Genomic DNA, 26,548 nt, shown 5'->3' on the forward strand with positions numbered 1-26,548 from the left:
CTACTCCTCCTCGCGGGTGCGGCTGCGGCCCAGCGCGTCCACCCGACCCCACCGGCCCGGAATGTCCAGCAGTTCCATCCGGCCCATCCCGTGCGGCACGTACGGGTCGATGATCAGATGCTCGCCCTCCGGTTCGAGCCCGAGCATCACCCGCAGCAGGAGCAGCGGAGTCCCCGCCGACCAGGCCTGCGGGCTGCACGCCGTCGGGTACTGCACCGGGTACTCGGTGAGGCTGCGCTCGTAGCCGGCGAACGCCTCCGGCAGCCGGCCGGCGAAGTAGCGCGAGGCGGCGAGAATCGACTCACAGATCTGCCCGGCCTCCTGCCGGAAGCCGTACTTCCACAGGCCCCAGGCGATGAGCGAGTTGTCGAACGGCCAGACGGTGCCGACGTGGTAGCCGATCGGGTTGTAGCGTCCCTGGTCATCGGCGAGGGTGCGGACGCCCCAACCGGAGAACAGGCGCGGCCCGAGCAGGTGTTCGGCGACCCGGGCCGCCCGCGACTCGTCGACGATGCCGCTCCACAGCAGGTGCCCGATGTTGGAGCTGAGCGCGTCCACCGGGGTGCCGTCGCTGTCCAGCGCCAGCGCGTAGTACTCCTTCTCCGGCAGCCAGAAATCCCGGTTGAACCGCTCCTTCAGCTCGGCGGCCTCCCGTTCCAGCCGGTCGGCGTACTGCGGGTCGTTCCAGAACAGCCGGGCCATCCGGGCGCCGCGTAGCTTCGCGTCGTAGGCGTAACCCTGCATCTCGCAGGTGGCCCGGGGGAAGCTCGGCAGGCGCCCGTCGGAGTAGGAGATCGCGTCCCAGGAGTCCTTCCAGCACTGGTTCTCCAGCCCGTTGCGGCTGTTGCGGGTCTGGTACCAGAGGTAGCCGGTGCCGAGCAGATCGCCGTACGTGTCGATCCAGGCCAGCGCCGCGCGGGCGGCGGACTCCAGCTGCTCGACCAACTGGCGGTCGCCGGTCCACCGCTCGTACTCGTCGAGCAGGATCACGAACAGCGGTGTCGAGTCGGCGGAGCCGTAGTAGGGCGAGTGTGGCTGCTCCTCGAATCCGGCGGTCTCGCCGTAGCGCAACTCGTGCAGGATCTTGCCGGGTTCCTCGTCGCGGAAGTCGTCGAGCCGGTGGCCCTGGAGACCGGCCAGCATCGTCAACGTCGGCGGGATGATCTCCGGCAGGAACGGCAGCACCTGGAGCGAGGTGATGATGCTGTCCCGCCCGAACAGCGTCATGAACCAGGGCAGCCCGGCGGCCATCAACCGGACGCCGAGGGCGATCGACTCGTACCGGAGCGCGGCCAGGTCCTCCAGGCTGCGCCGGTACGCACCGGCCAGGGGCTCGCAGTCGCAGCCGAGTTTCGGCGCGTTCGTGACGAACTCCGCGTGCTCGGCCTGGATGGCCGTCGTGCTCCGGCTGCCGGCCAGCGGCAGCCGGGTGCGTACGTCCTCGCCACGCGCGCCGTAGATGACCGTGGAGACCTTCAGCCGGGTGGTCCACTCGCCGTGCGGCCCGATCCGGACCGAGAAGGTCATCCCCATCTTGTCGACCGCGGCGGGTGCGCTGCTGCGCACCACCGTCTCGCGGTGGAACGCCTCCCGTCGGTACGTCAGGCGCAGCGCGTCCTGCTCGATCCGGACGGTGTGGTGGCCCTGCTTGCGCTGGGTGTCCTTGATCTCGAACAGGTCGGCGAAGTCCGCGCCGATCTCGACCCGGACCGTGAACGTCATCTCCTGACCGGAGTGGTTGAGCACGGTCAGTTCCTCGTCGAAGCTGTCGCCGATGGCCCGACTCCGGATGACCGAGACCTTGGTGTCCAGGAAGTGGTTGGGTTCGCCCGGTACGAGGAAGTAGCGGGTCCGGTAGGACTCGGCATCGTCGATGGACAGGGCATGCAACCGCTCGCCGTCGAGCATCAGCAGCCAGCTGGAGAGGAACCGGGTGTCGAAGGCGAACAGGCCGGTGGGGAAGTCCAGGGACGGTTCGATGTCCCCCCGGCGGTCACTGACCAGGAAGGTGTTGCCGTCCAGGATGCTGACGAGTTCCTTCACCGCGCTCGCCTGACGTGCTCGCGGGCCACCTCGCGCGGGTCCCGGGTCCCGGGCGCGGGCGGGAAGAACCGCCGGAACGCCAGGAGCAGCACCACGTTTCCGGTGTACGTGCTCTCGTTGCGAAACAGCGCGGCCAGCGCCTGCGCCCGGCCGGTCACCAGCCGTTCGAAGAGGTCCACGCCGCAGTACCAGATGGCATCGGCCTCGTCCGGCCCCTGGCTGACCTCGGCGTTGCCCGGACGCATTCGGATCACCCAGTGTGCGGTGCTGTGACCGTCGGAGAGGTCGATCCGCAGCGTGCCGCCGACCGGGGCGCGCAGGACCTGCGGGGCGCGGGCCGGCAAGGTCTCGAAGAACTGCTCGGTCGCCTCGGTCACACCCGAATCGTAGGCATTGGTCCGACTTGCCGGGCCGGTTCCGCCGCCTTGCCGAAGCCGATTCGGCTACCGGACCCGCAGGCTCTCAGTAGACGAGCGCCTGTGCGCCCTCGGCCATCGTCTCCTCCACGAACACCGCCGCGCCGGCGATCCGGATTCCTGGGATCACGTCGTCGGCGCCGATGTCCCGGCGGGCCGCGCACTGCGTGCAGGCGGTCACCGTCCCGGTGGCGAGGATCACGTGCAGCAGTTCGGCCAGCGGCGCCGAATGCGGCAACTCGAAGTTCTGCGCCCGCCCCGGCAGGGCGAACCAGGTCGATTCGCCGGTCAACCAGAGCGAGACGGGTACGCCAGCGGCGGCTGCGGTGGCCGCCACGGTGAACGCCTGGGCACAACGCTCGGGCGCATCGGCGCCAGCGGTGGCCTTGACGACGAGAGTGCGGGCCATGCCGCCCAGCATAGGATGGTGCCGATGGTCACCGAGATCGGGTTCGTCAGCCTGCTGGTCGCCGGCTTGGGCGCGCTCGCCGGTGGCCTGGTCTATCTGGCCGTCCGCATCGCAAGAGGCAAGTGGTGAGCCGGTTTTGCGAGCCCCGCAGTCGTGAGCAAGGGTGATTCCGTGAGCGCGAGGAGTGAGCCGGTTTTGCGAGCCCCGCAGTCGTGAGCAAGGGTGATTCCGTGAGTGACGACAACCCGCTGGCACCGCCGCCGTGGCTGAACGCCCCGCCGGTCGACCCGTACCCCTTCGAGGAGAGTCACGACCTGCGGGTGGGGCCGAAGCTGCACCCGGCGCTGGACGGCCTGCTGCCGTACATCGGGGTGTGGCGGGGCCGAGGCCGGGGCGGCTACCCCACCATCGAGGATTTCGACTTCGCCCAGGAAATCCGGATCAGCCACGACGGCCGGCCGTTCCTGTCCTACGAGTCGCGGGCGTGGATCCTGGACGAGCAGTCCCGCCCGGTGCGCCCGGCGGGTCGGGAGGTCGGCTGGTGGCGGCCGGTGCTCGACGGTGACCGGGCCACCGACGAACTGGAGGCGCTGCTGAGCACCCCGACGGGGGTGATGGAGCTGCACATCGGTCGCCGTAAGGGCACGCAGATCGAGTTCGTGACCGACGCGGTGGTGCGTACCGCCACCGCCAAGGAGGTCACCGCCGGGCACCGGCTGTTCGGCATCGTCGAGGGTGCCCTGCTGTACGCGCAGGACCTGGCCGCTGTGGGCCAGCCGCTGTCGCCGCACCTGTCCGCCCGGCTCATCCGGGTCGCCGGCTGACCCCGCCCGTCAGGGCAGCGGGAAACCGAGCAGTTCCCGCAGCGCGTCGGTACGCGCGCTGCGGGGCAGCGGCTCGCCGTCGAGGGCGCGTACCTCCACCAGGCCGCGTACGGACGAGGTGAGCCAGACGCCGTCGGCGTCCCGCAGCCCGGCCGGGGTGATCATGCGTTCGGCGGCGTGACAACCGATCTCGGCGGCGTTGGCGAGCAGCCAGGCGACGGTGGTGCCGGGCAGGATGCCGGTGCGTCGGGCCGGCACCGTGCAGAGCGTCTCGCCGGCCAGCCAGACCACGTTGGCGGTCGGCCCTTCCAGCACAAAGCCGTCGGAGGAGATCCAGAGCACGTCGTCCACCCCGGCCCGGGCGGCCCAGCGGCGGGCGGCGGTGCTCGCCCCGTACGACGTCGACTTGATGCCGGCCGGGAGCCAGTCCAGTTCCGGGCGGGCGTCGGCGGGCACGCCCAGGCTGAGCGTGGCCACCCGTACCCCGTCGCGCCGGGCCTGCCGGGCCGTCGTCGGCACTGCGGCGAGGGTCGCGTACACGGTGGGCGGGCCGCCGCCCTCGGGCCCCCGGGTGCAGACCAGCCGCAGCGCGCCCTCCACCTCGGCCGGCCAGCCGGCGGCGACGGTGTCCAGCAACTCGACCAGCGCCGCGTCGTCGGGCAGGGGCAGTTCCACGGCCGCCGCGCCGGCCCGCAGCCGGGCCAGATGCGCGTCGCGCAGCCATGGCCGCGCCGCACGCAGGTGCATCGTCTCGAACAGTCCGTCACCGCGCAGTACGCCGAGGTCGTCGGCGCGCAGCACCGGCTCGGTGGCCGGCAGCAGGCCCCGACCCAGTACGCCGATCCGGGTTGCCTCCACAACTGGGCAGAATAGTGCGTACCGTCGCCGCCGGACGCCCCCGAGATGGCCGAACTATGATCGGAGGGTGTCCGACTCCTCCCTCGCGGAACTGCTCCGCGCCCGTGGGCTGCGGCTGACGGCGCAGCGGCAGCTGATCCTCCAAGCGGTGCTGGATCTGGGGCACGCCACGCCGGAACAGGTGCACACGGCCGTACGCGAAGTGGCTGCCGGCGTCAACATCACCACCATCTACCGCACGCTGGAGCTGCTGGAACGGCTCGGCCTGGTCACCCACACCCACCTGTCGCACGGGTCGCCGACCTACCACGCGGCCGGCGAGGACCAGCACGTCCACCTGGTCTGCCGGGACTGTGGTGCGATCGACGAGATGGACCCCGAGCTGATGCGTCCGCTGGCGGAGCAGTTGGCGCGGGAACGCGGCTTCCGGGTGGACATCGGCCACGTCTCCTTCTTCGGCCACTGCGCACGCTGCGGGAACGGGAGCCAGGAATGATCGATATCGCGGGTGCGGTGGCCGTCGAGCGGATCGACGAGGCCAGCCGCGACCAGCCGGAGCCGGCCCACGCGGCGGCCGGGGTACGCGGCGTGGCCGCCCACTACGGCGACCCGATGCGCGAGCAGCGCCTGCTCGACACCGAGGTCGGCCTGGTGGACCGGTCCCACCGGGGCGTCATCGCGGTGCCGGGCGCGGACCGGATCACCTGGCTGCACACCGTCACCACCCAGCACCTGGCCGAGTTGAGCCCCGGGCAGGGCACCGAGTTGCTGGTGCTGTCGCCGCACGGGCACATCGAACAGCACGCCATGGTCGCCGAGGACGGCGTCACCACCTGGCTGGACACCGAACCCGGTGCCACCGGGGATCTGTTGACCTACCTGGAGAAGATGCGTTTCTTCAGCCAGGTCGAGCCGCGTGACGCCACCGCCGACCAGGCGCTGCTGTCGCTGGTCGGGCCCCGGGTGACCGAGGCGCTGGCCCTGCTCGACGTGCCCGCCCTGGCCGAACCGGACGTCACCGGCGTGCCCGGCCCCAAGTTCCGCACCGGCGAGGTGCCGGCCCGGCCGACCGCCCGTTACGACGTCACCGCGCTGCCGCTGGGCGGGTGGGCGCGGCGCGGGCCGCTGGGAGTCGACCTGCTGGTGCCCCGGGCCGCGATGGATCAGGTCGTCACCCGGTTGCGCGACGGCGGGGTGCCGCTCGCCGGGCTCTGGGCGTACGAGGCGGTGCGGGTGGCCGCCCGACGGGCCCGGGTGGGGGTGGACACCGACCACCGCACCATTCCCGCCGAGGTGAACCTGATCGCCCCGGCCGTACACCTGGACAAGGGCTGCTACCGGGGGCAGGAGACGGTGGCCCGGGTGCACAACATGGGTCGGCCACCCCGTCGGCTGGTCATGCTGCACCTGGACGGGGTGACCACCGACCAACTGCCGGTCGCCGGCACTCCGGTCGTCCTCGACGGCCGTACGGTCGGCTTCGTCGGCACCGCCGTACACCACTACGAGCTGGGCCAGATCGCGCTCGCGGTGATCAAGCGTTCGGTACCCGACGACGCCGCCCTCCGCGTCGCCGACAGCGCCGCCGCCATCGACCCGATGTAAGGAAGGGCACCTTATTAACGCCTGCGGTAGAGCCGGGGCCCCCTGTTAACACCGGCACCCCGAGCAGGCGTTCTAGGATCGCCGGCATGACAACAGGGACGTTGATCACGGTTGCCCCCACCGGCGCGGAGTCGGCCAAGACGGAGGTGCCGGCGCTGCCGGTGACCCTGGACGAGCTACTGCTCACCGCGAAGGAGTGCGAGGCGCTGGGCGCCTCGGTCATTCACGTCCACATCCGTGACGACGAGGCCCGGCCGACCCTCGACCAGGGCCGGCTGCGGGCGACGGTAGCGGCGTTGCGGGAGAGCACCGACCTGATCGTGCAGCTCTCCACCGGTGGCGCGGTCACCGACCCGGAGGGCCACCGGCTCGCCGTACTGGACGCGCAGCCGGACATGGCCTCCTGCACGATGGGCACCGTCAACTTCGGCGACGACGTCTTCCTCAACCGCTGGGAGTTCATCGTCGACCTGCACACCCGGATGCAGGAACGCGGCATCGTGCCCGAGTACGAGATCTTCGACCTCGGTCACCTGACCGCGCTGCGGCGGCTGCTCGACCGGTACGGGCTGCCGCACGGCGGCCACGTGCACGTGGACTTCGTGATGGGCGTACCGGGTGGCATGCCCGGCACCACGGCGACCCTGGTCGCGGCCCAGCAGATGCTCCGTGACCTGCCGGAGGGCACCACCTTCTCGGCGACCGGCATCGGCCGCAGCAGCATCCCGGTGATGCTGGCCTCGCTGTCCGCCGGGGGCCACCTGCGCGTCGGCATGGAGGACACGGTGACGTACGCCAAGGGGCGCCCGGTGGAATCGAACATGCAACTGGTGGCTCGGGCCGTCGGCTTCGCCCAGCTCGCCCAGCGTCCACCGCTGAACACCACGCAGGCCCGCGAACTGCTCGGCCTGTAAGGGCTGACCCCGCCGGGCGTTGCTTTACACCCGGAGGTGGAGTACCTGCTCACCCCGGTGCCGGCGCGCCGACGATCGTCGGTACCGTCCACCTCGTGGGAAAGACGTACGAGGGCGGCACGCCGCTTGCCGAGGTTGTCCGGTCCGGCTTCGTGGAGGGCATGCACCGCGGCTCGGTGGTGGTGCTCGACGCCACGGGTGCGCTGGTGGCCGCGGCCGGTGACGTGAGTTCGCCGATCTTCCCGCGCTCCTCGAACAAGCCGATGCAGGCGGTCGGCATGGTGCACGCCGGGCTGCCGCTGACCGACCCGGCCGATCTGGCGCTGGTGGCGGCGAGTCATGCCGGGGAGGCGTTCCACCTGGCCCGGGTCGCCCGGCTCCTCACCGGGGCCGGGCTCGGCGAGGAGGCGCTGCACTGCCCGCCGGAGCTTCCGGTCGGCGAGCAGGCGCGGACGGCGGTGCTGCGGGCCGGCGGTGGTCCCACCCGGATCCAGATGAACTGCTCCGGCAAACACGCCGGAATGCTGCTGACCTGCCGGGCGGCCGGCTGGCCGGTGGACGGGTACTGGCGTGCGGAACACCCGTTGCAGCAGCGGCTGCGGGGCGCGATCGAGGAACTCGCCGGAGAAGAGGCGGCGGCGGTCGGTGTGGACGGGTGCGGCGCCCCGGTGCTGGCGGTTTCCTTGACCGCGCTGGCCGGGGCGTACCTGCGGTTGGTGCAGGCCGAGGTCGGGACGGCGCCGCGCACGGTGGCCGACGCGATGCGGGCGTACCCGGAGATCGTCGGCGGCACCGAGGCCGACGACACCCGGCTGATGCGTGGCGTACCCGGATTGCTGGCCAAGGTGGGCGCGGAGGGTGTGATCGCCGCGGCGCTGCCCGGCGTCGGCGCCGTCGCGCTCAAGATCGACGACGGCGCTACCCGGCCCCGTATGCCGGCCCTGGTCTCGGCCCTGCGCCGCCTGGACATCGACGCCCCGGTCCTCACCGAGTTCGCCGAGACCCCCCTCTTCGGCGGCGGCCTCCCCGTCGGCATCACCCGCCCCGTCTGGTAACCACCCACCCCGCCGCGTCTCCCGCTCAACTCCGCCGCGCCGCGTCCGCGCTCAATCCCGCCGCGCCGCGTCCGCGCTCAATCCCGCCTCGCCGCGTCCGCGCTCAATCCCGCCTCGCCGCGTCCGCGCTCAATCCCGCCTCGCCGCGTCCCTGCTCGACCTCGCCGCGCCTCGCCGCGTCCGCGCTCAACCTCGCCGCGCCCTGCCCTGCCGCGTCCCGCTCAACCCTGCCGCGTTCTCGCTCAACCGCGCCCCGCCGCGTCCCCGCTGAACCTCGCCGATCTTGCACTTTTGGTCGCCGATTCGCCCCTTATTAGGGGTATTGCCCCGACAGAAAGTGCAAGATCGGCGCGGCGGGCGGGGTCGGCGCGGCGGGCGGGGTCGGCGCGGCGGGCGGGGTCGGCGCGGCGGGCGCGGTGCGGCGGGGCGGGGGTGGCGGGGCGGGGGTGGCGGGGCGGCGAATGCGGCGGGTGGGGCGGGCGTGACGGGTGGGGTGGGGGTTAGGGGAGGAAGGTGAGGAGGGGGGTGTTGATGAGGGTGGGGCGTTCGAGGGGGAGGAGGTGGGCGGCGTTGGGGGTGTCGGGGAGCCGGAGGGCCTGGGGGGCCTCGGTTGCGATGCGGTCGGCAAGGTGGCGGATGTCGGGTACGTCGGCGGCGCCTGCGGCGACCAGTATCGGCAGGTTCAGCTCGTTGAGCCGACCGATGGCCGGCGGGTCCAGTTCGGTCACGTCTACCGCGCTGAGTGCCAACTCGGCGGCGAGGGCACGCTCGTCCATGGCGGTGGCGAAGGCGACCAGGTCGCTGTCGACCTCCTCCGGAGTGCGTTCCGGGCCGATCACCCAGAACCGCACCTCGGCGGCGGCGGTGGCGGCGAAGTCCTCCGGGTCGACGTCGCCAACCAGGTTCTCCCACAGGTCGTTGGTCTGGTCGGACCAATCGTGGCCGGACACCGCCGTGCCGAACAGGGCCAGCGCGCTCACCCGGCCCGGGTGGGCCAGCGCCGTGTCGATCGCCACCGCCCCACCGAACGAGCAGCCGACCAGGGCGGCGCGGTCCAGGCCGAGCGCGTCGAGCAGGCCGACCACGTCGTCGTGGTGTGCGAACGCGGTGGGCGGCAGTTCGGACTCGCCGTAGCCGCGCAGGTCGACGGCGATCACCCGGTGCTTGGTCGCCAGTATGTCGACCTGCTCCCGCCACATCCGGCGGTCGGCGATGCCCGCGTGCAAAAGGACGACCGGGGATCCGCTGCCGGCCTCGTCGTACGCCAACAGTGCGCCATTTACTTCGATCTTGGTCACCGCAGGACCGTACGACCCGGTACGAGTGGCGCGCAACCGGACAGTGAGACGCTGCTAACTCCGGCAAGCACTTCGCTTGCAGCTGCTAGCACACCGAGCTAGCGTTGAGTCATGGCCACTCCCAAAGACCTTCCCGACGTCGGCGGGTTCATTCGTGACCTGCGGCGGAACGCGAAGATCTCGCTGCGCCAGCTTGCCGACCAGGCGGGGGTCAGCAACCCCTACCTGAGCCAGATCGAGCGAGGGCTGCGCCGGCCCAGCGCCGAGGTGCTCCAGCAACTCGCCAGCGCGCTGCGGGTCTCCACCCCGGCGATGTATCTGCGGGCTGGCCTGCTCGACGACAAGGAGGGCCAGGGGGTGCTGGCGGCCATCGCGGTCGATCCGGACCTGACGATGGCCCAGAAGCAGTCCCTGACCCAGATCTACGAGACGTTCCGCCGGGAGAACGCCCGGCTCGCCGAGGCGACCGCCGCCGCCGAGACGGCGACCGGACGGGCCGGTGGGGCCGCGACCGAACCAGCCCCGGGTGGTACGGACACCGCGACCGAGGCTGACGTCGTCACGCCGGTCACCGCCCCCGACCTGGCCAACCTGGCCGCGACGGGGCCGACCACCACCGAAGGCACCCCGACCGAGGCCGTCCTCGAATCGGTCGCCGTGACCGAGGCGGGTGCGGCTCCAGCGCCGACCCGCGCCCCTGCCAGGAAGGCCGCCCGCAAGGTGGTCCGCAAGGCCGCCACTGCGGCCGAAGAGGAGAAGTGATGACCCAGCCGAAGACCAACCGCATCCCCGCTCCGATCTATGCCGCCGCCGGTGCCGGCGAGTTGGCCCTGGAGCAGTTGCGCAAACTGCCCACCGTGGTCGGTGAGCTGCGCGACCGGGTAGTCAGTGACGGTGGCCGGGTTGTCAACGAGTTCGGCGGCAAGGCCGTCGTCACCGGCTTCGAGCTGCGCCAGAAGGCCAACGACACGCTGCGCGGCGCCAACCTGACCGCCGAGTCGCTGCGGCGCAACGCCGATCTCAACCGGCTCCGCGAGGCGGCCGACCTCAACCGCCTGCGCGAGGCCGCCGACCTGGGAAAGCTGCGCGAGGCCGCCGACCTGAACCGCCTGCGCGAGGCCGCCGACCTGGGAAAGCTGCGCGAGGTGGCCGACCTGAACCGCCTGCGCGAGGCGGCCGACCTGGGGAAGTTGCGCGAGAGCGCGGAATTCAACCGGTTGCGTGAGGCGGCCGACCTGGACCGGCTGCGTGGTCTGGCGGTCCGCAACGCGGCCGTGGTCGTCGCCGGTGCGCAGGCCGCACAGGAGCGGGCCCTGGCTGTGTACGGCAAGCTCGTCACGCGCGGCGAGCGGGTGGTCGGCGCGGGTGTCCTGGAGGCCGCCGACACGGTGAACGCCGACATCGAGGCCACCGAGGCCACCGCCGAGCCGGCCGCCACCAAGTCGGCCGCCACCGAGCCGGCCGCCACCAAGTCGGCCGCCACCAAGTCCGCCGTCACCGAGCCGGCCGTCACTGAGCCGGCCACCACCGAGTCGGCCGTCACCACCGAGTCGGCTGAGGTGCCGAGCCCGGCCGAGGTGGCCGAGATCGTGCAGGCCAAGCCGGCTGCCAAGAAGGCCACCCGGGCCAAGGCGACGACCCGGCAGCCCGCCGGCAAGCGGACCGCGACCCCGTCGGCGAAGCTGCCCGGGGCCACCAAGCGCCGCCGCCCGGCCGCCGAGTGACCAACAGCCGGCGATCCCGGTCACCGTCCTGACGGACGAATCCGGGGTCGCCGGCATAAGCTTGCCGTCATGGCCCACGCCGCGCCGATCTTCGCCTTCGATGTCCGCACCGTGATCGACCTGATCCTGTTCGTGTTCGCACTGATCGTGCAGGGGGTCGCTCTCGTACACGCCATCACCCAGCGCTCCGACGCCTTCCCTGCCATCGGCACCCTGCCGAAGGGCGGCTGGATCGCCATCCTCGCGGTCACCCTCCTGCTGACCCTGCTCACCCAGACATCGCTCAGCATCTTCGGGCTGATCGGCATCGCGGCGGCTCTGATCTATCTGCTCGACGTCCGGGTCGGCCTGCGTGAACTGGGTGACAACAGAGGGTCGTGGTGAGGGCCTTCCGCTGGCCACCACCACCCGACGGCGGGCCCCGGACGTGGGGTCCCGGCCCGGGTGGCCCGCGCAACGGGCGACCCGCACTACCTGAGCCGGACACCGAACTGGTCGCCACGCCACACGGCGTACGGCTGGAGCGGCTCGTCACCGGCGCCGGTGACCCGGTGACCGTGTTCGCGCACGGGCTGGGCAACGGCATCGCCGTCACCCGACCCTTCGGCAGCGGCGTCACCGGCCGGAAGGTCTTCTTCCAGTTCCGTGGCCACGGCCGCTCGGAGGCGCCCGACGGCCCGTGGAACTACCTCGATCTCGCCCGGGACCTGCGGGCGGTCGCCGACCTTTCCGGTGCGACCCGTGCCTTCGGCGCCAGTCTCGGCGCGGGCGCGCTGTGCCGGCTGCTGGTGGAGAGCCCGGAACGCTTCGACCGGCTCGTCTTCTTCCTACCTGCGGCGCTCGACCAGCCGCGCGGCCCGGCGGCCCGGACCCGGCTGCTCGAACTGCTGTCCGCAGTGGAGAGTGGGGATGCCTCGGCGGTGGCCGAGGTGGTCTCGGTCGAACTACCGCCAGCCGTACGCAACACTCCGGCCGGGTGGGCGTACCTGCGGCAGCGGCTCGACCATCTGCTGCGCGACGGCCTCGCCGCCGGGCTGGCCGACCTGCCCGAGCAGGCGCCCGTGCCCGATGCCGGGGCGCTCGCCGCGGTCACCGCCCCGGCCCTGGTCATCGCCGCTGAGGGAGACGACCTGCACCCGGTGGAGGTCGCCGAGCAGCTTGCCGCCGCGCTGCCCCGGGCGACCCTGCACCGGTACGCCCGGCCGGGTGTGCTCTGGACGGAACGCGCCGACATCCGAGGGCGCATCTCCGAGTTCCTCAACGTCGGCGTCTCGTAGCAGTCGTCGGGCAGCTCGGCAAAACCTGACTTCGACTGTCAGGTATTGCTGGCAGCGTGGCAGCCATGACGAAATCACTGACCGGCAAGGTGGCGCTGGTGGCCGGGGCAACCCGGGGCGCCGGCCGACAGATCGCCGTCCAACTCGGCGCCGTGGGCGCCACCGTCTACGTGACCGGCCGCAGCAGCCGCGCCGGCCGCTCGGAGTTGGACCGGCCGGAGACCATCGAGGAAACCGCCGAGTTGGTGACCGCCGCCGGTGGCACCGGCATCGCCGTCCGGGTGGACCACCTGAACCCCGACGAGGTACGCGCCCTGGTCGCCCGGATCGACGCCGAGCAGGGGCGGCTCGACGTGCTGGTCAACGACGTGTGGGGTGCCGACCCGCTGATCACCTGGGAGAAGCCGGTCTGGGAGCAGCCGCTGGACCCCGGCTTTCGTACGCTGCGGCTCGCGGTCGACACCCACATCATCACCAGCCACTTCGCGATGCCGCTGCTGATCCGCCAGCCGGGCGGGCTGGTGGTGGAGATCGGTGACGGCACGCAGGCGTACAACGAGAAGAACTACCGCCTGTCGGTCTTCTACGACCTGGCCAAGACCTCGGTCAACCGGCTCGCCTTCAGTTGGGCCCACGAGCTGAAGCCGTACGGCGGCAGCGCCGTCGCGCTCACTCCCGGCTGGCTGCGCTCGGAGGCGATGCTGGAGCACTTCGGCGTCACCGAGGCGAACTGGCGCGACGGCGCGGCGAAGGACCCGCACTTCCTCATCTCGGAAACCCCGGCGTTCGTCGGTCGGGCGGTCGCCGCACTGGCCGCCGACCCCGACCGCGACCGGTGGAGCGGCCGGTCCGTCTCCGCCGGTGATCTGGCCAAGGTGTACGGCTTCACCGACGTCGACGGCAGCCAACCGGACGCCTTCCGCTACATCACCGAGGTGGTCGACGCCGGCAAGTCAGCCGACGTCACCGGCTACCGCTGACCGACGCGATCGTCGCCGGCCACAGCCCTCGCCGGGGCCGGCGCCTGCGGGGTCAGGGGCCGTCGGGGTCGGTGTAGAGAGCGGCGGCCCGGGTCGCCGCCTCGGCCAGCCGGGCCCGCAGCTCGGGCGGGTCGAGCACCGCCACCTCCGGGCCCAGCCCCAGCAGTTGGGTGTACGCCACGTCGACGGACTCGACGGGCAGCCGGGTCGTCACCCAGCCCTGCCCGTCGGGTTCGCTGGCGGCGGCGACCGCCTCGGCGTACCCGAAGGGGATTTCGGTGTGGTGTCTGAGCTGGCGCAGACCGGCGGGGCTCAGCCGGATCCGCACCTCGGCCCGCAGCATTCCCCGCAGGAACGACTCCGCCTGCGCCCGCCAGTACGCCGGCAGGTCGAACTCCGGCTCCCGGTCGAAGGTCTCCTCGTGCTGCTCGACCCCGGCGATCCGGTCCACCCGGTAGGTGCGCATGTCCTCGCCCACCCGGCCGACGAGATACCAGATCCCACTCTTGAGGACCAGGCCGTACGGACGGACCTGGCGGACCACCTCGTCGTCCCCGCGCCGGTACCGCAGGGTCACCACCCGGTCCCGCCAGACCGCGCCGGCCAGTTCGGCCAGCCACGGCGGCGGCGTGCTCTGCGCGTACCAACCGGGCACGTCCAGGTGGAACCGTTGGCCGGTGCGGGCCGGGGCGTCGCGCAAACTCGGCGGCAACGCGGCGAGAACCTTCAGTTCGGCCGCCGCGACCGCGTCGGCCAGCCCCATGTCACCGGCCGGTCCGGGCAGTCCGGTGAGAAAGAGTGCCTCCGCCTCGTCCCGGGTCATCCCGGTCAGCCGGGTGCGGTAGCCGCCGAGCAGCCGGTAACCGCCGGCCCGCCCCCGGTCGGCGTAGACCGGCACCCCGGCGGCGGAGAGCGCCAGGATGTCGCGGTACACCGTGCGCTCGGAGACCTCCAGCTCGCGGGCGAGTTCCGCCGCCGTCATCGCCTCCCGCGCTTGCAACAGCAGCAGCAACGAGATCAGTCGCGCGGCCCGCATGGTCAGCGTCCGCCGGGGGTGAGCAGGCCCCGGTCGTACGCGACGGCCACCGCGGCGGCCCGGTCGTTGACCCCGAGCTTGGCGTAGACGTGCAGCAGGTGGGTCTTGACGGTGGCCTCGCTGATGAACAGTTGGGCGGCGGCCTCCCGGTTCGACGAGCCACGGGCGACCAGGGTGAGCACCTCCAGTTCGCGTTGGCTCAGCGGCTCCTCCGCCGGGGCGCGCAGTCGGCCCATCAGCCGACCGGCCACGGCGGGGGAGAGCACCGACTCACCCCGGGCGGCGGCCCGCACCGCCCGGACCAACTCGTCGCGGGGCGCGTCCTTGAGCAGGTAGCCGGTGGCGCCGGCCTCGATCGCGGGCAGCACGTCGGCGTCCGTGTCGTACGTGGTCAGCACCAGCACCTTCGCCGGGTTGCCGGAGCGGACCAGCCGGCCGATGGCGGTCACCCCGTCCATGCCGGGCATCCGCAGGTCCATCAGCACCACGTCGGGGCGGCAGTGGGCGGCCAGGGCCAACGCCTCGGCTCCGTCCGCGGCCTCGCCGACCACCTCGAACCCGGGGTCGCCGGTGAACATGCCGCGCAGCCCGTCCCGGACCACCGGGTGGTCGTCGACGATCAGCAGTCGTACCGGGTCGGTCAACCGGCACCTCCCGGCAACGCCGGCACGGAGGCCGAGATCGCGGTGCCGCCACCCGGCTCGGACTCCACGGCGAGGCGCCCGCCGACCCGGGCGACCCGCTGCCGCATCGCGGTCAGCCCGTAGCCGCCGTCCGGCTTCGGCGCCACCGCCCCGTTACCGGCGTCGAAGCCAGTGCCGTCGTCCCGAACATCCAGCGTGACCACATCCGACATGTACGACAGGGTCAGCCCGACCCGGGACGCCGCAGCGTGCCGGGCCACGTTCGCCAGCGCCTCCTGAGCCGCCCGTAGCAGGGTCACCTCGACCTCCGGATGCAGCGGCCGGGGCGTGCCGGTGGTGCTGACGTCGGCCCGTACGCCGTGCAGCGCCGACCAGCGTCCGCCCAGTTCGGCCAGGGCGTCGGGCAGCCGGGCGGTCTCCAGCGGCTCCGGGCGGATGGCGCGTACCGAGCGGCGGGCCTCGGTGAGGCTCTCCCGGGCCAGGGCCAGCGCGTTGTCCACGTGCCGCCGCCAGTCGCCGGAGCGGTCGCGGGTCTGCTCGGCCGCCTCCAGTTGGGTGATGATGCCGGTCAGCCCCTGCGCCAGGGTGTCGTGGATCTCCCGGGCCATCCGCTGCCGCTCGTCCAGCACGCCCGCCTCCCGGGCCTGGGTGACGAGCTGGGCGTGCAGCCCTTCGTTCTCCCGTACCGTCTCGGTGAGTTGCCGGTTGGCGGCGGCGAGTTCCGCGACCAACCGCTTGCGCTTGGCGTCCTCCCGCTCGGCGACGATGCTGAACCAGATCACCGCACCGGCGACGAGCATGTTGAACAGCACCAGCACCAGCCAGAGCTGCCAGTCCGAGCTGGCGGCGGCCACGCCGCCGCCCTGCGCGGTGGCGACCAGCACGGCGGTGACCGCCACCCCGGCGATCCGCCAGCGCCAGGACAGCACCGGAAACGCGTGCAGGTAGCCGATCCAGGCGAAGTAGCCGTACCACGGGCTGGCGACCACCAGCACCGCGCCGAACGTGAGCAGCCCCGCGTAGTAGACCGCCATCCGCACCCGGTGGACCTGCCAGCCGGGATGCAGGGTGATGAACCAGGCGACCCAGCCGGCGGCTGCCGCGACGACGGCCAGGGTGAGCGACAGCGGGAGGCCACGCGGCGCCGGGGTGACGACGGCCAGCAGGGTGCCCACGGCCAGCCCGCCGTAGGGCAGCACCCGGTAGAGAGCCGCCTCCCGGGCCTTCCAGGCGCTCAGGCGGTCGTCGCTTTCGCCGCTGCTGGTCATCGTGTCCCCGCTCACTGCCAGCGGAACAGTCTCGCCGCGCCGGCACCGGCGGCCACCGCGATCACCGCCATTATGACCAGGTGCAGCGGGTGCGGTGCGGTGCCCGTCCAGGCGTCCAGCAGAGCCTGCACGCCGGGCGGGGTGTAGGCGCCGACCTCGGCCAGGAAATCGGGCAGCAGAAACCTCGGCAGGTACACGCCGCCGAAGAACATGACCACCATGAACACCGGTACGGCCAGCGCCTGGGCCGACTTGGCGGTCGGCGCGACCGCCGCCACCAGCAGCCCCAGGGCGAGCAGCGCCGCGGTGCCGAGGACCAGGGCCGCCGCGAACCCGAGCGGGTGTTGCGGCAGCGGTACGCCGAAGGCCAGCCGGGCCACCACGGCGAGCAGTACCGCGCTGGCCAGGATGCCGGCCAGCGCCAGCACCAACTGGGCGACCAGCAGGGCCAGCGGGCTGGCCGGGGTGGTCGCCAGCCGGCGCAGGATGCCGCGTTCCCGGTAGGTGGCCAGCACGGTGGGCAGGGCGTTCACCCCGACCATGGCCAGCGTGACCACCAACAGCGACGGGGTGAAGTAGGTGACGAAGGACTGCTCGCCGAACTCCGGACTGGGCTCCCGGAGCGCGGGAATGAGCCCGAGCACCACCAGGATCAACGTGGGCAGTGCGACGGTGAGCAGCAGCGTCGGGATGTCCCGCAGGTGCAGCTTCGCCTCAGTCTTGAGGATCTGGCCGAAGGCGTGCATGGTGTTCCCCCTTCAGTCGGTGAGCCGGTGCCCGGTCAGCTCGACGAACGCGTCGTCCAACGTGGCCTGCTCCAACCGCAGGTCGGCGGCGATGATCTGGTTGCGGGCGAGGACCGAGGTGACCGCGTGCAGCACGTCGCCGGTGCCGGTCACCACCACCTGGGCGCCGCTGCGGGTCACGGCGGTCACCTGCGGTAGCTCGGTGAGGAGCCGGTCATCGAGGGGCGTGGACGGCCGGAACCGGATGCGCTGCTCGGGCGCCACGGCCGAGACCAGGCCCGCCGGACTGTCCAGCGCCACCACCCGGCCGCTGTCGATGACGGCCAGCCGGTCGCAGAGCCGCTCGGCCTCCTCCATGAAGTGCGTGACCAGCACGATGGTCACCCCGCTGTCGCGTACCCGTTCGATCAGGCTCCAGGTGTCCCGGCGGGCCTGCGGATCCAGCCCGGTGGTCAACTCGTCCAGGATGGCGATCTTCGGGTTGCCGACCAGTGCCAGCGCGATCGACAGCCGCTGCTTCTGGCCGCCGGAGAGCTTGTCGTACGGGGTGTTCCGCTTGGCGCCGAGGCCCAACTCGTCGATCAGCCGGGCCGGGTCGGCCGGCTCGCGGTAGAACGACGCGTAGAGGTCCAGCGCCTCCGCCACCCGGAGCCGGTCGGGCAGCTGGCTCTCCTGGAGTTGCACCCCCACCAGTTGGCGGAGCCGGGCGGCGTCCCGGCGAGGGTCGAGCCCGAGGACCGACACCTCGCCCCCGTCAGGGACGCGCAGCCCGGCGACGCACTCCACAGTGGTGGTCTTGCCCGCACCGTTCGGGCCGAGCACGCCGAAGATCTCGCCGGCCGCGACGTCGAACGACACGTCGTCCACCGCCACCGTCTCGCCGTACCGCTTGTGCAGGTTGGACACCTCGATGACCGGCATCGCCTCGCCTCTCGCGTCGCGTCTACGGTTACCCGCACAGCGTCGCCCCGGCCGGGCCGGCGGCGGATCGACCAGCCGTAGACGATCTTCATGGGCGCCGGTTGACCCGAACGGTCCATCAATCGGTTGATGCGGCGGGCGGTGACTAGGCTCGGCGACGTGAACGCATCCGGCATCTCCGGCACCGCGACGAGCACCGCACGGCGGTTCGCCGGTGGGGCCGCGTTACTGCTGCGCGGCATCGCTCTCTACGTACGCAATCCGGGTCTGATGCTGCTCGGCGTGGTGCCGGCACTCATCTCCGGCGTGCTCTTCCTCGCCGCGTACGCCACCCTGGTCGTCTTCGTCGGTGACCTGGCCGCCGTCGTGACGCCGTTCGCCGACGACTGGCCGGCGGCGGCCCGCAGCGCCGTCCGGGTGATCGCCGCGCTGGCCTTCCTCGGCCTCGGTGGCCTGCTCACCGTGCTCACCTTCACGGCCGTCACCCTGGTCATCGGGGACCCGTTCTACGAGAAGATCTCCGAGCGGGTGGAGCAGCGGTACGGCGGCACCCCCGACGCGGTCGAGGTGCCGTTCTGGCCGTCGCTACGCCGCAGCACCGTCGACTCGCTGCGCCTGGTCGCGCTGGCGGCGCTGTTCGGCCTCCCCCTGTTCGCGGCCGGGTTCATCCCGGTACTCGGCCAGACCGTGGTCCCGGTGATCGGCGCCGCCGTGGGGGGCTGGCTGCTCGCCGTGGAACTGGTCGGTGCCCCCTTCTACCGCCGGGGCAAGGGGCTGCGGGACCGTCGGGCCGTGTTGAAGGCCGACCGGCCCACCGCCCTCGGCTTCGGCGTGGCCGTGTTCGTCTGTTTTCTGATCCCGCTGGGCGCCGTCCTGCTGATGCCGGCGGCGGTGGCCGGTGCCGCACTACTGACCCGCCGCTCGCTGGGCCAACCGATCACGGAGGCATGACATGGACGGTAGGCAGGACAGCTGGGTGGCGACCTGCCGGTAGCCGAGCCGGGCGTTGATCGGTCCGCCGCCGGCTCCGCCCCAGGTTTATCGGGCAGGTGGGTACGTTTGTCGTCGGTGGGACGACGACAAACGTACCCACGTCAGTCTTGCCAGCCGGCGGCCTTCAGGGCCGCGCGGAGCTGTGCCGCGACCTCGGTCGGCCGGTGCCGGACGTCGAAGGCGGTGAAACGGAGGATCCGGTCGCCCTCGATCCAGATCCGGTTCTGTCGGCGAAGGTCAGCCGCCCAGTGCCGGACGTCCATGTGGTGTCCGCCGTCGACCTCCACGTGCAGCCGCCATCGGGGCCAGTAGGCGTCCAGGTAGCGCATCCGCCCGTCGGTGTCCCGGCGGCGCTGTTGTGCCTGCGGCGCCGGCAGCCCGTGTCGCCGGCACAGCCGGGCCAGGTCGATCTCGGAGAGGGCCTGCGCGCCACCGGCGATGTCGTCGAGCGTCTCTCGGATCAGCGCGCCCCGGTGGGCCTGGGGCATCCGGTCCAGCACCGCCCCGATCTCCGCCGGGGTCACCCGCCGCTGTTGGCAGCCGGCGGCGAGGATCTGTTGCGCCTCGTCGTCGGTACGCATCCACTGCGCCGCGTCGACCAGGGACCGTGCCATCGAGGTACGGTCGGGCCGGCCCCGCTGGCGGTCGCTGTCGGGCAGGTGCCGGGCTCGGCGTACCCGGACCGCCGGCAGGCCGAGCGGTAGTCGGCGTAGCAGGTCGGCGCGGCGGCGATGGTGCGGGACCAGCACGTCGACGGTCTCGTAACGCCAGGTGCCGCGCAGCCCGCCCACCATGGCCGAGGCCAGCCCGGCGAGCACCGCGCCCTCTCCGGCCGCGAGCACCGCCACCCACCCTGCCTGTGCCCGGGAGTACGGCCCACCGGGCGGCTCGGCCCGCAGGACGCCCCGGCACACCCTGCCCCATCGCTGCGACGCCACCAGGTGGCGCACCCGGGACGGGCTCAGCGCGGCGGTGGCCTGCGTCCAGGTGACGATCCCTGCCTGCTCGAACAGCAGCCACTGCAACGCGTCGGCGTCGTCTCGGGGCATCCGCACGGATCGATTGAACTGCAAGGTGGGTACGTTTGTTGTCACCCTGGCGACAACAAACGTACCCACCTTGCGTCCGAGCAGCGGCGGCACTGCCTGCGTACGGCCTGGACGGTCAGTCGGCCGGGACGGCGGCGATCGCCTCGACCTCGACGAGCTGGTCGCGATAGCCGAGCACGGCCACGCCGAGCAGGGTGCTGGGCGGGTCGTGGTCGCCGAAGGCGTCGCGTACCACCTGCCACACCGCGACCAGGTCGGCCTGCTCGGACGATGCCACGTACACGGTGCTCTTGACCACGTCGGTGAGGGTGGCACCGGCGGCGCGCAGGGCGGTCTCCAGGTTGGTCATGACCTGCCGGGCCTGGGCCACATGATCGCCGGGGGCGACGGTGCGCCCGTCGGCGTCCAGCGGGCAGGCGCCTGCGGTGAAGACCAGGCGGGTGGCGGGTGCCACGGTGGCCAGGTAGGCGTAGGGGGCAGCGCTGCCCTTCCTTACACCTCAGGCGGAGTCGCGGACGATCAGTTCGGTGGGGAGGATGAGGGCGGGCTCGACCTCCTCGCCGGCGGCGAGGCGCAGCAGCAGCCGGGTGCCCTGCCGGCCGAGTTCCAGTATCGGCTGCCGGACGGTGGTCAGCGGCGGGTCGGTGTAGGCGGCGGTCTCGATGTCGTCGAAGCCGATCACCGCGACGTCCTCCGGCACCCGCCGTCCCGCCTCGCGCAGGGTACGCAGGGCGGCGTGCGCCATCAGGTCCGACGCGGCGAAGACGGCGTCCAGGTCGGGGTGGGCGGTGAGCAGTTCGCGCATCGCCGCCGCGCCGGATTCCCGGGTGAAGTCGCCGACCGCCACCATCTCCGGCAGCCCGGCGGCGGCCACCGTGTCCCGGTAGCCGGCCAGCCGCTCGATTCCGGCGACCATGTCCTGCGGGCCGGCGATGGTGGCGATCCGGCGTCGCCCGCTGTCGATCAGGTGCCGCACCGCCCGGGTCACCCCACCGACCTGGTCGACGTCGACGTACGGCACGTCCGCGCCGTCGAGGGGCCGGCCGCTGCACACCACCGGGATGCCCAGCGCGGCGAGCTTGGCGGGCAGCGGGTCGGCGCCGTGCAGCGAGGCGAAGAGCACCCCGTCGACGTGCCGTCCGGTGGTGTACCGCTCGACCCGTTCGTGCCCGGCCGGCGAGCCGGCCAGCATCAGCACCAGCTGCTTGTCGGCGGCCTCCAACTCCTGTGCGGCGCCCCGGATGATGCCGGGGAAGACCTGGTCGTCGGAGAAGACCCGGGTCGCCTCCTCTGGCATCACCAGGGCGATCGAGTCGGTCCGCTGGGTGACGAGGGTGCGGGCGGCCAGGTTCGGCACGTATCCCAACTCGGCCACCGCACGGCGGACCGCCTCCCGGATCGGCTCGGCGACCGTGGTGGAACCGTTGACCACTCGGGAGACGGTGGCCCGGGACACCCCGGCCCGTCGCGCCACCGCTTCCAGAGTGGGCCGTTGCGCCCCCGTCATCGGAACTACCACCACCTCGTCACAGCCCGTTCCTGGAGATCACCTCCTGGTACCACCGGGCGCTGGACTTCGGTGTACGCCGCTGAGTGAGGTAGTCGACGTGCACGATCCCGAATCGCTTGCGGTACCCCTCGGCCCACTCGAAGTTGTCAAGCAATGACCATACGAGATAGCCGCGCAGGTCGACGCCCCGGGCGATGGCCTCGTGCGCGGCGCGCAGGTGCCCGTCGAGGTAGGCGATCCGGTCGTCGTCCTGCATCGGCCCGGTCGCGTCGGAGTTGCCCTTGTCAGGGAAGGCCGCCCCGTTCTCGGTGATCAACAACGGTACCGCCGGGTAGTCGGTGGCGATCCGCTCCAGCAGCCGGGTCAGCCCGGCCGGTTCGATCATCCAGCCCATGTCGGTCAGCGGGCCGACCGGTGGCAGGAACTCCACCGCTCCCGCCGTGCCCGGGTACGCGCCGCCGCCACCGGCGCCGTCCGGTCGCCCGGCCACGTAGGTCGGCGCGTAGTAGTTGATCCCGAGCAGGTCGATCGGCGCCGCGATGATCTTTTCGTCGCCGTCGTGCACGAACACCGGCTCGACCATCCGGGCCACGTGCTTGCGGACGTCGTCGGGGTAGCCGCCGACCAGCAACGGGTCCAGGAAGATCCGGTTGTGCAGCCCGTCGACCAGGCGTACTGCGGCGGCGTCGGCGGCGCTGTCCGCGTCGGCGGGGCGTACGTCGGCGGGGTTGAGGGTGATGCCGACCCGCCCGGCACCGGCCGCGAGCAGCGCCTGCGTGGCCAGGCCGTGCGCGAGCAGCAGATGGTGTACGGCGCTGAAGGCGGCGCCCGGATCCTGCACCCCGGGGGCGTGCACGCCGTTGCCGTAGCCCAGGTACGCCGAGCACCACGGCTCGTTGAGCGTGGTCCAGGTGCCGATCCGGTCACCGAGGCGGGCGTACACCGCGGCGGCGTAGGTGGCGAAGTGTTCGGCGGTCTCCCGCGCCGTCCAACCGCCCCGGTCCTGCAACGTCTGCGGCAGGTCCCAGTGGTACAGCGTGACGATCGGGTCGATTCCCCGGCCCAGCAGCGCGTCGGTCAGCCGGTCGTAGAAGTCCAGCCCACGCGGGTTGACCGGGCCGCTGCCGTCCGGCTGGATGCGGGGCCAGGACACCGAGAAGCGGTACGCGTGCAGGCCCAACTCGGCCATCATCGCCACGTCGTCGGCGTACCGGTGGTAGTGGTCGCAGGCGACGTCGCCGGTGTGCCCGGCGTACACCTTTCCCGGGGTGCGGCTGAAGGTGTCCCAGATCGACTCCCCGCGCCCGTCGTCCCGGGCCGCACCCTCGATCTGGTACGCGGCCGTCGCCGCCCCCCACAGGAAGTTCTCCGGAAACCGCAGCTCGCTCATGCCGGCACCGGCGTTGATTCGCTCGCTCATGACTTGACCGCACCTTCCATGATTCCGCCGATGATCTGACGTCCGAACAGTACGAACACCAGCAGCAGTGGCAGCGTGGCGATTGCCGTACCGGTGAACACCTGGGACATGTCCTGGTAGTAGCCGTCGGACAGGGCCCGCAGCGACAACTGCACGGTGGGATTCTCCGGGTCGTTGAGCACCGCGTACGGCCACAGGAAGTCGTTCCAGGTGGTCATGAAGGTGAGCAGCCCGAGCACTGCGGCGGCGGGCCGCAACGCGGGCAGCACCACGTTCCAGTAGATCCGCGCGGTGCCGCAGCCGTCCACCCGGGCCGCCTCGATCAGCTCGGTGCTGACCGCCTGGCCGGCGTACTGCCGCATCATGAACACGCCGAAGCCGGTGACCAGCGCGGGCAGGATCACCGCCGGCAGCCGGTCGTTGAGGTTCAGCTTCGTCATCAGCATGTACAGCGGGATGATGCCGAGTTGGGTGGGGATCATCATCGTGGCGACGATGAGCATCAGCAGCGCGTTGCTACCCCGGAAGCGCAGCTTGGCGAAGGCGAACCCGGCCAGCGAGGAGAAGAACACCACGGAGATGGTGACCGTGGTCGCCACGATGGCCGAGTTGATCAGGCCGGTCAGGAAGTACGCGTCGGTGTTGGCGAACAGCCGGGAGATGTTGGCGCCGAGGTTCCCGCCGGGTGTCATCGGCGGCGGCAGTTGCCCCATCACGTCGCTGGAGCGGCTGGCCACCACGAACATCCAGTAGATCGGGAAGATCGACAGCACTCCGGCGGCGATCAGCGCACCGTACGTCAGCGGGCTGGCCCGCCACAGCCGGCTCATCGCGCCACCTCGCTTCGCCCGGCGCCGCGACGAGGCACCACCGCACTGAGCCGAATGATTCGCTCGCTGCGCTCGCTCATCGGGAACCTCCCTTCCGCTTGCCCTCCGGTGGCCGGGCGCTGGAGCCGAGCCGGCGGATGATCAGTACGTTGATCGCCGCGACGATGGCGATCAGGGCGAAGAGCAGCCAGGCCACCGCCGAGCCGTAGCCGAAGTTGTAGTAGGGCGCGAAGGCGTTCTCGAACATGTACATGGTCATCGTCTGCGACTCGCGCATCGGCCCGCCCCGGATCGCGTTGGTGCCGGAGTGGAACAGCCGGGGCTCGGTGAACAGTTGGAGCCCGCCGATGGTGGAGATGATGACGCAGAAGATGATCGTCGGCTTGAGCAGCGGCACGGTGACCGACCAGAACTGCCGGGCCCGGTTCGCGCCGTCGATGGCGGCGGCCTCGTACAGGTCGCGGGGGATGGCCTGCATGGCGGCCAGGAAGATCAGGGCGTTGTAGCCGGTCCATCGCCAGTCGACCATGGCCGAGATGGCCACCCAGGAGGCGAGGCGGTTGGATTTCCACTCGATCCCGTCGACGCCGACCAGGTCGAGCATCCAGTTGATCATGCCGAACTCGCGGCCGAACAGCACCCCGAACACGATCGCCACGGCCGCGGTCGACGTGACGTTGGGTACCAGCACCGCCATCCGCCAGCCGGTCCGGAACCGTAGCTGCCGGTTGAGCAGGTTGGCCAGCCAGAGCGCCAGGAGCAGCTGCGGCACCGTACTGATCAGGAAGATGCCGAGGGTGTTGACCACCGAGTGCCAGAAGTCGCTGTCGGCAAGCAGTTGGGTGTAGTTGTCCGCGCCGATGAAGGCGGGATCGCTGCCGAGCAGGTCCCAGTCGTGCAGCGAAACCCAGAAGGTGTACGCGAGCGGCCAGGCCCCGAAGATCACGAAGATCACGAAGAACGGGGCGATGTAGAGGTAGGGCGAGTACTTCGCGTCGATCCGGCTGAGCCGGCCGGCCTGCGACGGACGGGGCCGGCCCGGCGTCGGTGTGGTCGGCCCTCGCGCGTCGAGCTGCAACGCCATGACCCGTTGACTCCTTTCCACGCCCCCGCCCCGCGCCGATCCAGGGCCGGTCGTCACGCGTACGTGGCGAGCGAGGCGGGCCTGGATCGGCGGCGGGGGTGGAGGCCGTCGGGCCGGTTACTTGGCGGCGGCCTTCTTGGCGTTGTTGACGGCGTCCTGCCAGCCCTGGTCAGGGCTGCGCTGGCCCAGCTCGACGGTGCGGACGGCGTTCTCGACCTCGGTGCGGACCGCCTGGTTCTTTGGGCCCATGTAGACCGGCTTCAGGGTCTTCGCGCCCGTACCGAAGATCTTCCCGACCGGCGCGTCCGAGAAGTACGCGTTGCTGGCCTCGGTGATCGCCGGGTCGTCCAGCGCCTGCGGCGACGACGGCAGCGGGCCCTTGGCCTTGAAGGCGCCGATGTGGCCCTGCGGGCTGGTCAGGAACTTGACCAGCTTGATCGCCTCTTCCTGGTGCTTGCTCTGCGCCGGCACGGCCAGGTGCGAGCCGCCCCAGTTGCCACCGTCGCCGGGCACCCGGGCGATGTCCCACTTGCCCTTGGCCTCCGGCCCGGCATAGCCCTCGATCACCCCGGTCATCCAGGCCGGGCAGGCGATGGTGGCGAACTTGGCCTGCTTGAAGGCCGAGACCCACTCCTCCGACCAGGAGCCGTACTTGCCGGAGAGGCCGGCGTTGATGATCTTCATCGTGGTGTCCCAGGCCTGCCTGACGGCCGGGTTGCTGTCCACCACCAGGTTCTCGCTGGTGTCGTAGTAGTGGTAGCCCGACGCGTTGCCGGCGGTCTGCAGGACGATGGTGTTGAACGTGTTGGTGGCCGCGTCCAGGAACGACGCCCCGGTGTTCTGCGCCTTGAACCGCTCACCGACCGCGATGTAGTCCTCCCAGGTCGGCCAGAGCTTGGAGACCTCTTCGCGGTCGGTCGGCAGCCCCGCCTTGGCGAACAGGTCGGTGCGGTAGCAGATCGCCATGCCGCCGACGTCGGTGCCGAGCCCGATCAGCTTCTGACCGTCGGCGGTCAGCCCCTGGTTCCACTTCCACTCCAGGAAGTTGCCCTTGAGCCCGGCGGCGTCGTGGTCGAGCAGATTGACGAAGTTGTCCGGGTTGGCCTTGTACTCGACCATCAGACCTTCTTCGATGGCGACGACGTCACCGGCGCCCTTGCCCGCGGCGAGCCACTGGGTCAGCTTCGGCGAGTACTCGTCGAGGTTGCCGCCGGTGCCCCGTTCGACGATCTTCACGCCGGGGTTGGCGTCCATGTACTCCTGGTAGAGCTGCTCGTAGCCGAACTGTCCGAAGACGTCGACGGTGAGCGTTATCTTGCCGTCGCTGGCGGCGTCGTCGCTGCCGCAGCCGCTGGTGACGAGTAGCGCGCCGGCGGCTGCCAGGGCGACCGCGGCGAGGCGGTGGCGCGGGAAAGTGGCCATGGTCTGGCGACCCCTCTCAGGTGGGGTGGTGGTGGAATGAGTCTGAGAGCGCTCTCACGTAGCCTGCTGTCCCTGTCCGGCACGTGTCAAGAGAGCGCTCTCTCGCCGCCGGTCACAGAATGGCCACGAGCCGGCGTGAGGGACTCCGCGTCGGGGTCGCCGTTATGGCGAAATGGCGGTCACCGAGGTCCTCGGTAACCGCCATTCGGCCGGAACTCCGGG

At 71.6% G+C, this 26,548-nt stretch carries 28 protein-coding genes and 1 pseudogene; 12 read left to right on the top strand and 17 right to left on the bottom strand.

From position 1 onward, the window contains the following. The 3 genes from E0H26_RS06665 to E0H26_RS06675 form a co-directional block, all read right to left on the bottom strand. Window positions 1-2,043, bottom strand: a complete 2,043-nt coding sequence (locus E0H26_RS06665) for an amylo-alpha-1,6-glucosidase (RefSeq protein ID WP_131302114.1) — start codon at window positions 2,041-2,043, stop codon at window positions 1-3. Next, a complete protein-coding gene (locus E0H26_RS06670; RefSeq protein WP_131302117.1) occupies window positions 2,040-2,420 on the bottom strand; it encodes an SCP2 sterol-binding domain-containing protein in 381 nt (126 codons plus the stop codon). The genes E0H26_RS06665 and E0H26_RS06670 overlap by 4 nt, the downstream gene beginning before the upstream one ends. A gap of 85 nt (window positions 2,421-2,505) precedes the next feature. Continuing rightward, window positions 2,506-2,880: a DsrE family protein gene (locus E0H26_RS06675; RefSeq protein ID WP_131302120.1), complete on the bottom strand. Its 375-nt coding sequence runs from the start codon at window positions 2,878-2,880 to the stop codon at window positions 2,506-2,508. Between the two features lie 12 nt (window positions 2,881-2,892). Here E0H26_RS06675 and mtfM point away from each other — a divergent pair, with 12 nt between their 5' ends. After that, the gene (gene mtfM, locus E0H26_RS30275) at window positions 2,893-2,997 is read left to right on the top strand and encodes a small membrane protein MtfM (protein WP_030504452.1); all 105 of its coding nucleotides are present in this window, start codon (window positions 2,893-2,895) and stop codon (window positions 2,995-2,997) included. Between the two features lie 101 nt (window positions 2,998-3,098). Further along, window positions 3,099-3,692, top strand: coding sequence for a heme-binding beta-barrel domain-containing protein (locus E0H26_RS06680; RefSeq protein WP_131302123.1), 594 nt, complete (start codon window positions 3,099-3,101; stop codon window positions 3,690-3,692). Between the two features lie 9 nt (window positions 3,693-3,701). Here the strand turns inward: E0H26_RS06680 and E0H26_RS06685 are convergent, their stop codons facing one another. After that, the gene (locus tag E0H26_RS06685; protein WP_131302126.1) at window positions 3,702-4,550 is read right to left on the bottom strand and encodes an aminotransferase class IV; all 849 of its coding nucleotides are present in this window, start codon (window positions 4,548-4,550) and stop codon (window positions 3,702-3,704) included. A gap of 67 nt (window positions 4,551-4,617) precedes the next feature. Between E0H26_RS06685 and E0H26_RS06690 the strand changes: the two genes are divergently transcribed. The 4 genes from E0H26_RS06690 to E0H26_RS06705 all read left to right on the top strand — a co-directional run bounded on the left by E0H26_RS06690 (window position 4,618) and on the right by E0H26_RS06705 (window position 8,124). Continuing rightward, window positions 4,618-5,046 carry a Fur family transcriptional regulator gene (locus E0H26_RS06690; RefSeq protein ID WP_131302129.1) on the top strand — a complete coding sequence of 143 codons (429 nt, stop codon included), beginning with the start codon at window positions 4,618-4,620 and terminating at the stop codon, window positions 5,044-5,046. Beyond that, window positions 5,043-6,155, top strand: coding sequence for a CAF17-like 4Fe-4S cluster assembly/insertion protein YgfZ (gene ygfZ / locus E0H26_RS06695; RefSeq protein ID WP_131302132.1), 1,113 nt, complete (start codon window positions 5,043-5,045; stop codon window positions 6,153-6,155). The genes E0H26_RS06690 and ygfZ overlap by 4 nt, the downstream gene beginning before the upstream one ends. 86 nt (window positions 6,156-6,241) lie before the next feature. Further along, window positions 6,242-7,069: a beta-keto acid cleavage family enzyme gene (locus E0H26_RS06700; protein ID WP_131302136.1), complete on the top strand. Its 828-nt coding sequence runs from the start codon at window positions 6,242-6,244 to the stop codon at window positions 7,067-7,069. Window positions 7,070-7,143: 74 nt separating this feature from the next. Next, window positions 7,144-8,124, top strand: a complete 981-nt coding sequence (locus E0H26_RS06705; protein ID WP_131302139.1) for an asparaginase — start codon at window positions 7,144-7,146, stop codon at window positions 8,122-8,124. 500 nt (window positions 8,125-8,624) lie between these two features. On the opposite strand, the gene E0H26_RS06715 is transcribed toward E0H26_RS06705, so the two are convergent. Then, window positions 8,625-9,422: an alpha/beta fold hydrolase gene (locus tag E0H26_RS06715; protein ID WP_131302142.1), complete on the bottom strand. Its 798-nt coding sequence runs from the start codon at window positions 9,420-9,422 to the stop codon at window positions 8,625-8,627. 111 nt (window positions 9,423-9,533) lie between these two features. Between E0H26_RS06715 and E0H26_RS06720 the strand changes: the two genes are divergently transcribed. From E0H26_RS06720 to E0H26_RS06740, 5 genes are all read left to right on the top strand, one after another. Then, entirely contained in the window at window positions 9,534-10,184 is a 651-nt protein-coding gene (locus E0H26_RS06720; protein ID WP_131302146.1) for a helix-turn-helix domain-containing protein, read from the top strand. Beyond that, entirely contained in the window at window positions 10,184-11,146 is a 963-nt protein-coding gene (locus E0H26_RS06725) for a hypothetical protein (protein WP_240742036.1), read from the top strand. Before E0H26_RS06720 ends, E0H26_RS06725 begins: the two co-directional genes overlap by 1 nt. Before the next feature lie 69 nt (window positions 11,147-11,215). Further along, a complete protein-coding gene (locus E0H26_RS06730) occupies window positions 11,216-11,530 on the top strand; it encodes a DUF2516 family protein (protein ID WP_131302153.1) in 315 nt (104 codons plus the stop codon). After that, window positions 11,527-12,423 carry an alpha/beta fold hydrolase gene (locus E0H26_RS06735; protein WP_131302156.1) on the top strand — a complete coding sequence of 299 codons (897 nt, stop codon included), beginning with the start codon at window positions 11,527-11,529 and terminating at the stop codon, window positions 12,421-12,423. Before E0H26_RS06730 ends, E0H26_RS06735 begins: the two co-directional genes overlap by 4 nt. A gap of 65 nt (window positions 12,424-12,488) precedes the next feature. Then, on the top strand, window positions 12,489-13,403 hold the full coding sequence (locus E0H26_RS06740) for an SDR family oxidoreductase (protein WP_131302159.1): 915 nt from the start codon (window positions 12,489-12,491) through the stop codon (window positions 13,401-13,403). A 52-nt stretch (window positions 13,404-13,455) separates the two neighbouring features. On the opposite strand, the gene E0H26_RS06745 is transcribed toward E0H26_RS06740, so the two are convergent. From E0H26_RS06745 to E0H26_RS06765, 5 genes are read right to left on the bottom strand one after another with little or no spacing between them, the layout of a single operon-like run. Continuing rightward, a complete protein-coding gene (locus E0H26_RS06745; RefSeq protein ID WP_131302162.1) occupies window positions 13,456-14,439 on the bottom strand; it encodes a helix-turn-helix transcriptional regulator in 984 nt (327 codons plus the stop codon). 2 nt (window positions 14,440-14,441) lie between these two features. Beyond that, window positions 14,442-15,083, bottom strand: a complete 642-nt coding sequence (locus E0H26_RS06750) for a response regulator (RefSeq protein WP_131302165.1) — start codon at window positions 15,081-15,083, stop codon at window positions 14,442-14,444. Continuing rightward, the gene (locus tag E0H26_RS06755) at window positions 15,080-16,351 is read right to left on the bottom strand and encodes a sensor histidine kinase (RefSeq protein ID WP_240742037.1); all 1,272 of its coding nucleotides are present in this window, start codon (window positions 16,349-16,351) and stop codon (window positions 15,080-15,082) included. The genes E0H26_RS06750 and E0H26_RS06755 overlap by 4 nt, the downstream gene beginning before the upstream one ends. A gap of 11 nt (window positions 16,352-16,362) precedes the next feature. Further along, a complete protein-coding gene (locus tag E0H26_RS06760; protein ID WP_131302172.1) occupies window positions 16,363-17,097 on the bottom strand; it encodes an ABC transporter permease in 735 nt (244 codons plus the stop codon). A gap of 12 nt (window positions 17,098-17,109) precedes the next feature. Further along, window positions 17,110-18,018 (bottom strand): ABC transporter ATP-binding protein, encoded by a 909-nt coding sequence (locus tag E0H26_RS06765; protein ID WP_131302175.1) that lies wholly within the window; start codon window positions 18,016-18,018, stop codon window positions 17,110-17,112. 159 nt (window positions 18,019-18,177) lie between these two features. Here E0H26_RS06765 and E0H26_RS06770 point away from each other — a divergent pair, with 159 nt between their 5' ends. Beyond that, the gene (locus E0H26_RS06770; protein ID WP_420812793.1) at window positions 18,178-18,969 is read left to right on the top strand and encodes an EI24 domain-containing protein; all 792 of its coding nucleotides are present in this window, start codon (window positions 18,178-18,180) and stop codon (window positions 18,967-18,969) included. A 143-nt stretch (window positions 18,970-19,112) separates the two neighbouring features. On the opposite strand, the gene E0H26_RS06775 is transcribed toward E0H26_RS06770, so the two are convergent. The 7 genes and pseudogenes from E0H26_RS06775 to E0H26_RS06805 all read right to left on the bottom strand — a co-directional run bounded on the left by E0H26_RS06775 (window position 19,113) and on the right by E0H26_RS06805 (window position 26,326). Then, the gene (locus E0H26_RS06775) at window positions 19,113-20,060 is read right to left on the bottom strand and encodes an endonuclease domain-containing protein (RefSeq protein WP_131302616.1); all 948 of its coding nucleotides are present in this window, start codon (window positions 20,058-20,060) and stop codon (window positions 19,113-19,115) included. Window positions 20,061-20,175: 115 nt separating this feature from the next. Further along, window positions 20,176-20,538, bottom strand: a pseudogene (locus tag E0H26_RS06780) (RidA family protein); the annotation flags it as partial. Between the two features lie 21 nt (window positions 20,539-20,559). After that, a complete protein-coding gene (locus E0H26_RS06785; RefSeq protein ID WP_131302184.1) occupies window positions 20,560-21,567 on the bottom strand; it encodes a LacI family DNA-binding transcriptional regulator in 1,008 nt (335 codons plus the stop codon). 19 nt (window positions 21,568-21,586) lie between these two features. Next, window positions 21,587-22,960, bottom strand: a complete 1,374-nt coding sequence (locus E0H26_RS06790) for a GH1 family beta-glucosidase (protein WP_131302618.1) — start codon at window positions 22,958-22,960, stop codon at window positions 21,587-21,589. A gap of 26 nt (window positions 22,961-22,986) precedes the next feature. Continuing rightward, window positions 22,987-23,820, bottom strand: coding sequence for a carbohydrate ABC transporter permease (locus tag E0H26_RS06795; RefSeq protein ID WP_131302187.1), 834 nt, complete (start codon window positions 23,818-23,820; stop codon window positions 22,987-22,989). A gap of 76 nt (window positions 23,821-23,896) precedes the next feature. After that, window positions 23,897-24,904 carry a carbohydrate ABC transporter permease gene (locus tag E0H26_RS06800; RefSeq protein ID WP_131302190.1) on the bottom strand — a complete coding sequence of 336 codons (1,008 nt, stop codon included), beginning with the start codon at window positions 24,902-24,904 and terminating at the stop codon, window positions 23,897-23,899. Window positions 24,905-25,021: 117 nt separating this feature from the next. Then, a complete protein-coding gene (locus E0H26_RS06805) occupies window positions 25,022-26,326 on the bottom strand; it encodes an ABC transporter substrate-binding protein (RefSeq protein ID WP_131302193.1) in 1,305 nt (434 codons plus the stop codon). Window positions 26,327-26,548: the final 222 nt, after the last annotated feature.

The sequence above is a fragment of the Micromonospora zingiberis genome, assembly GCF_004331455.1.
GTDB lineage: Bacteria > Actinomycetota > Actinomycetes > Mycobacteriales > Micromonosporaceae > Micromonospora > Micromonospora zingiberis.

What these genes read in the sequence shown, in the direction of transcription:
- E0H26_RS06725 (WP_240742036.1), top strand. Translation starts at nt 10,184, where the DNA reads ATGACCCAGCCGAAGACCAACCGCATCCCCGCTCCGATCTATGCCGCC.
- E0H26_RS06675 (WP_131302120.1), bottom strand. Translation starts at nt 2,880, where the DNA reads ATGCTGGGCGGCATGGCCCGCACTCTCGTCGTCAAGGCCACCGCTGGC.
- E0H26_RS06755 (WP_240742037.1), bottom strand. Translation starts at nt 16,351, where the DNA reads ATGACCAGCAGCGGCGAAAGCGACGACCGCCTGAGCGCCTGGAAGGCC.
- E0H26_RS06700 (WP_131302136.1), top strand. Translation starts at nt 6,242, where the DNA reads ATGACAACAGGGACGTTGATCACGGTTGCCCCCACCGGCGCGGAGTCG.
- E0H26_RS06800 (WP_131302190.1), bottom strand. Translation starts at nt 24,904, where the DNA reads ATGGCGTTGCAGCTCGACGCGCGAGGGCCGACCACACCGACGCCGGGC.
- E0H26_RS06805 (WP_131302193.1), bottom strand. Translation starts at nt 26,326, where the DNA reads ATGGCCACTTTCCCGCGCCACCGCCTCGCCGCGGTCGCCCTGGCAGCC.
- E0H26_RS06760 (WP_131302172.1), bottom strand. Translation starts at nt 17,097, where the DNA reads ATGCACGCCTTCGGCCAGATCCTCAAGACTGAGGCGAAGCTGCACCTG.
- E0H26_RS06790 (WP_131302618.1), bottom strand. Translation starts at nt 22,960, where the DNA reads ATGAGCGAGCTGCGGTTTCCGGAGAACTTCCTGTGGGGGGCGGCGACG.
- ygfZ (WP_131302132.1), top strand. Translation starts at nt 5,043, where the DNA reads ATGATCGATATCGCGGGTGCGGTGGCCGTCGAGCGGATCGACGAGGCC.
- E0H26_RS06795 (WP_131302187.1), bottom strand. Translation starts at nt 23,820, where the DNA reads ATGAGCCGGCTGTGGCGGGCCAGCCCGCTGACGTACGGTGCGCTGATC.
- E0H26_RS06720 (WP_131302146.1), top strand. Translation starts at nt 9,534, where the DNA reads ATGGCCACTCCCAAAGACCTTCCCGACGTCGGCGGGTTCATTCGTGAC.
- E0H26_RS06785 (WP_131302184.1), bottom strand. Translation starts at nt 21,567, where the DNA reads ATGACGGGGGCGCAACGGCCCACTCTGGAAGCGGTGGCGCGACGGGCC.
- E0H26_RS06730 (WP_131302153.1), top strand. Translation starts at nt 11,216, where the DNA reads ATGGCCCACGCCGCGCCGATCTTCGCCTTCGATGTCCGCACCGTGATC.
- E0H26_RS06745 (WP_131302162.1), bottom strand. Translation starts at nt 14,439, where the DNA reads ATGCGGGCCGCGCGACTGATCTCGTTGCTGCTGCTGTTGCAAGCGCGG.
- E0H26_RS06775 (WP_131302616.1), bottom strand. Translation starts at nt 20,060, where the DNA reads ATGCCCCGAGACGACGCCGACGCGTTGCAGTGGCTGCTGTTCGAGCAG.
- E0H26_RS06740 (WP_131302159.1), top strand. Translation starts at nt 12,489, where the DNA reads ATGACGAAATCACTGACCGGCAAGGTGGCGCTGGTGGCCGGGGCAACC.
- E0H26_RS06765 (WP_131302175.1), bottom strand. Translation starts at nt 18,018, where the DNA reads ATGCCGGTCATCGAGGTGTCCAACCTGCACAAGCGGTACGGCGAGACG.
- mtfM (WP_030504452.1), top strand. Translation starts at nt 2,893, where the DNA reads ATGGTCACCGAGATCGGGTTCGTCAGCCTGCTGGTCGCCGGCTTGGGC.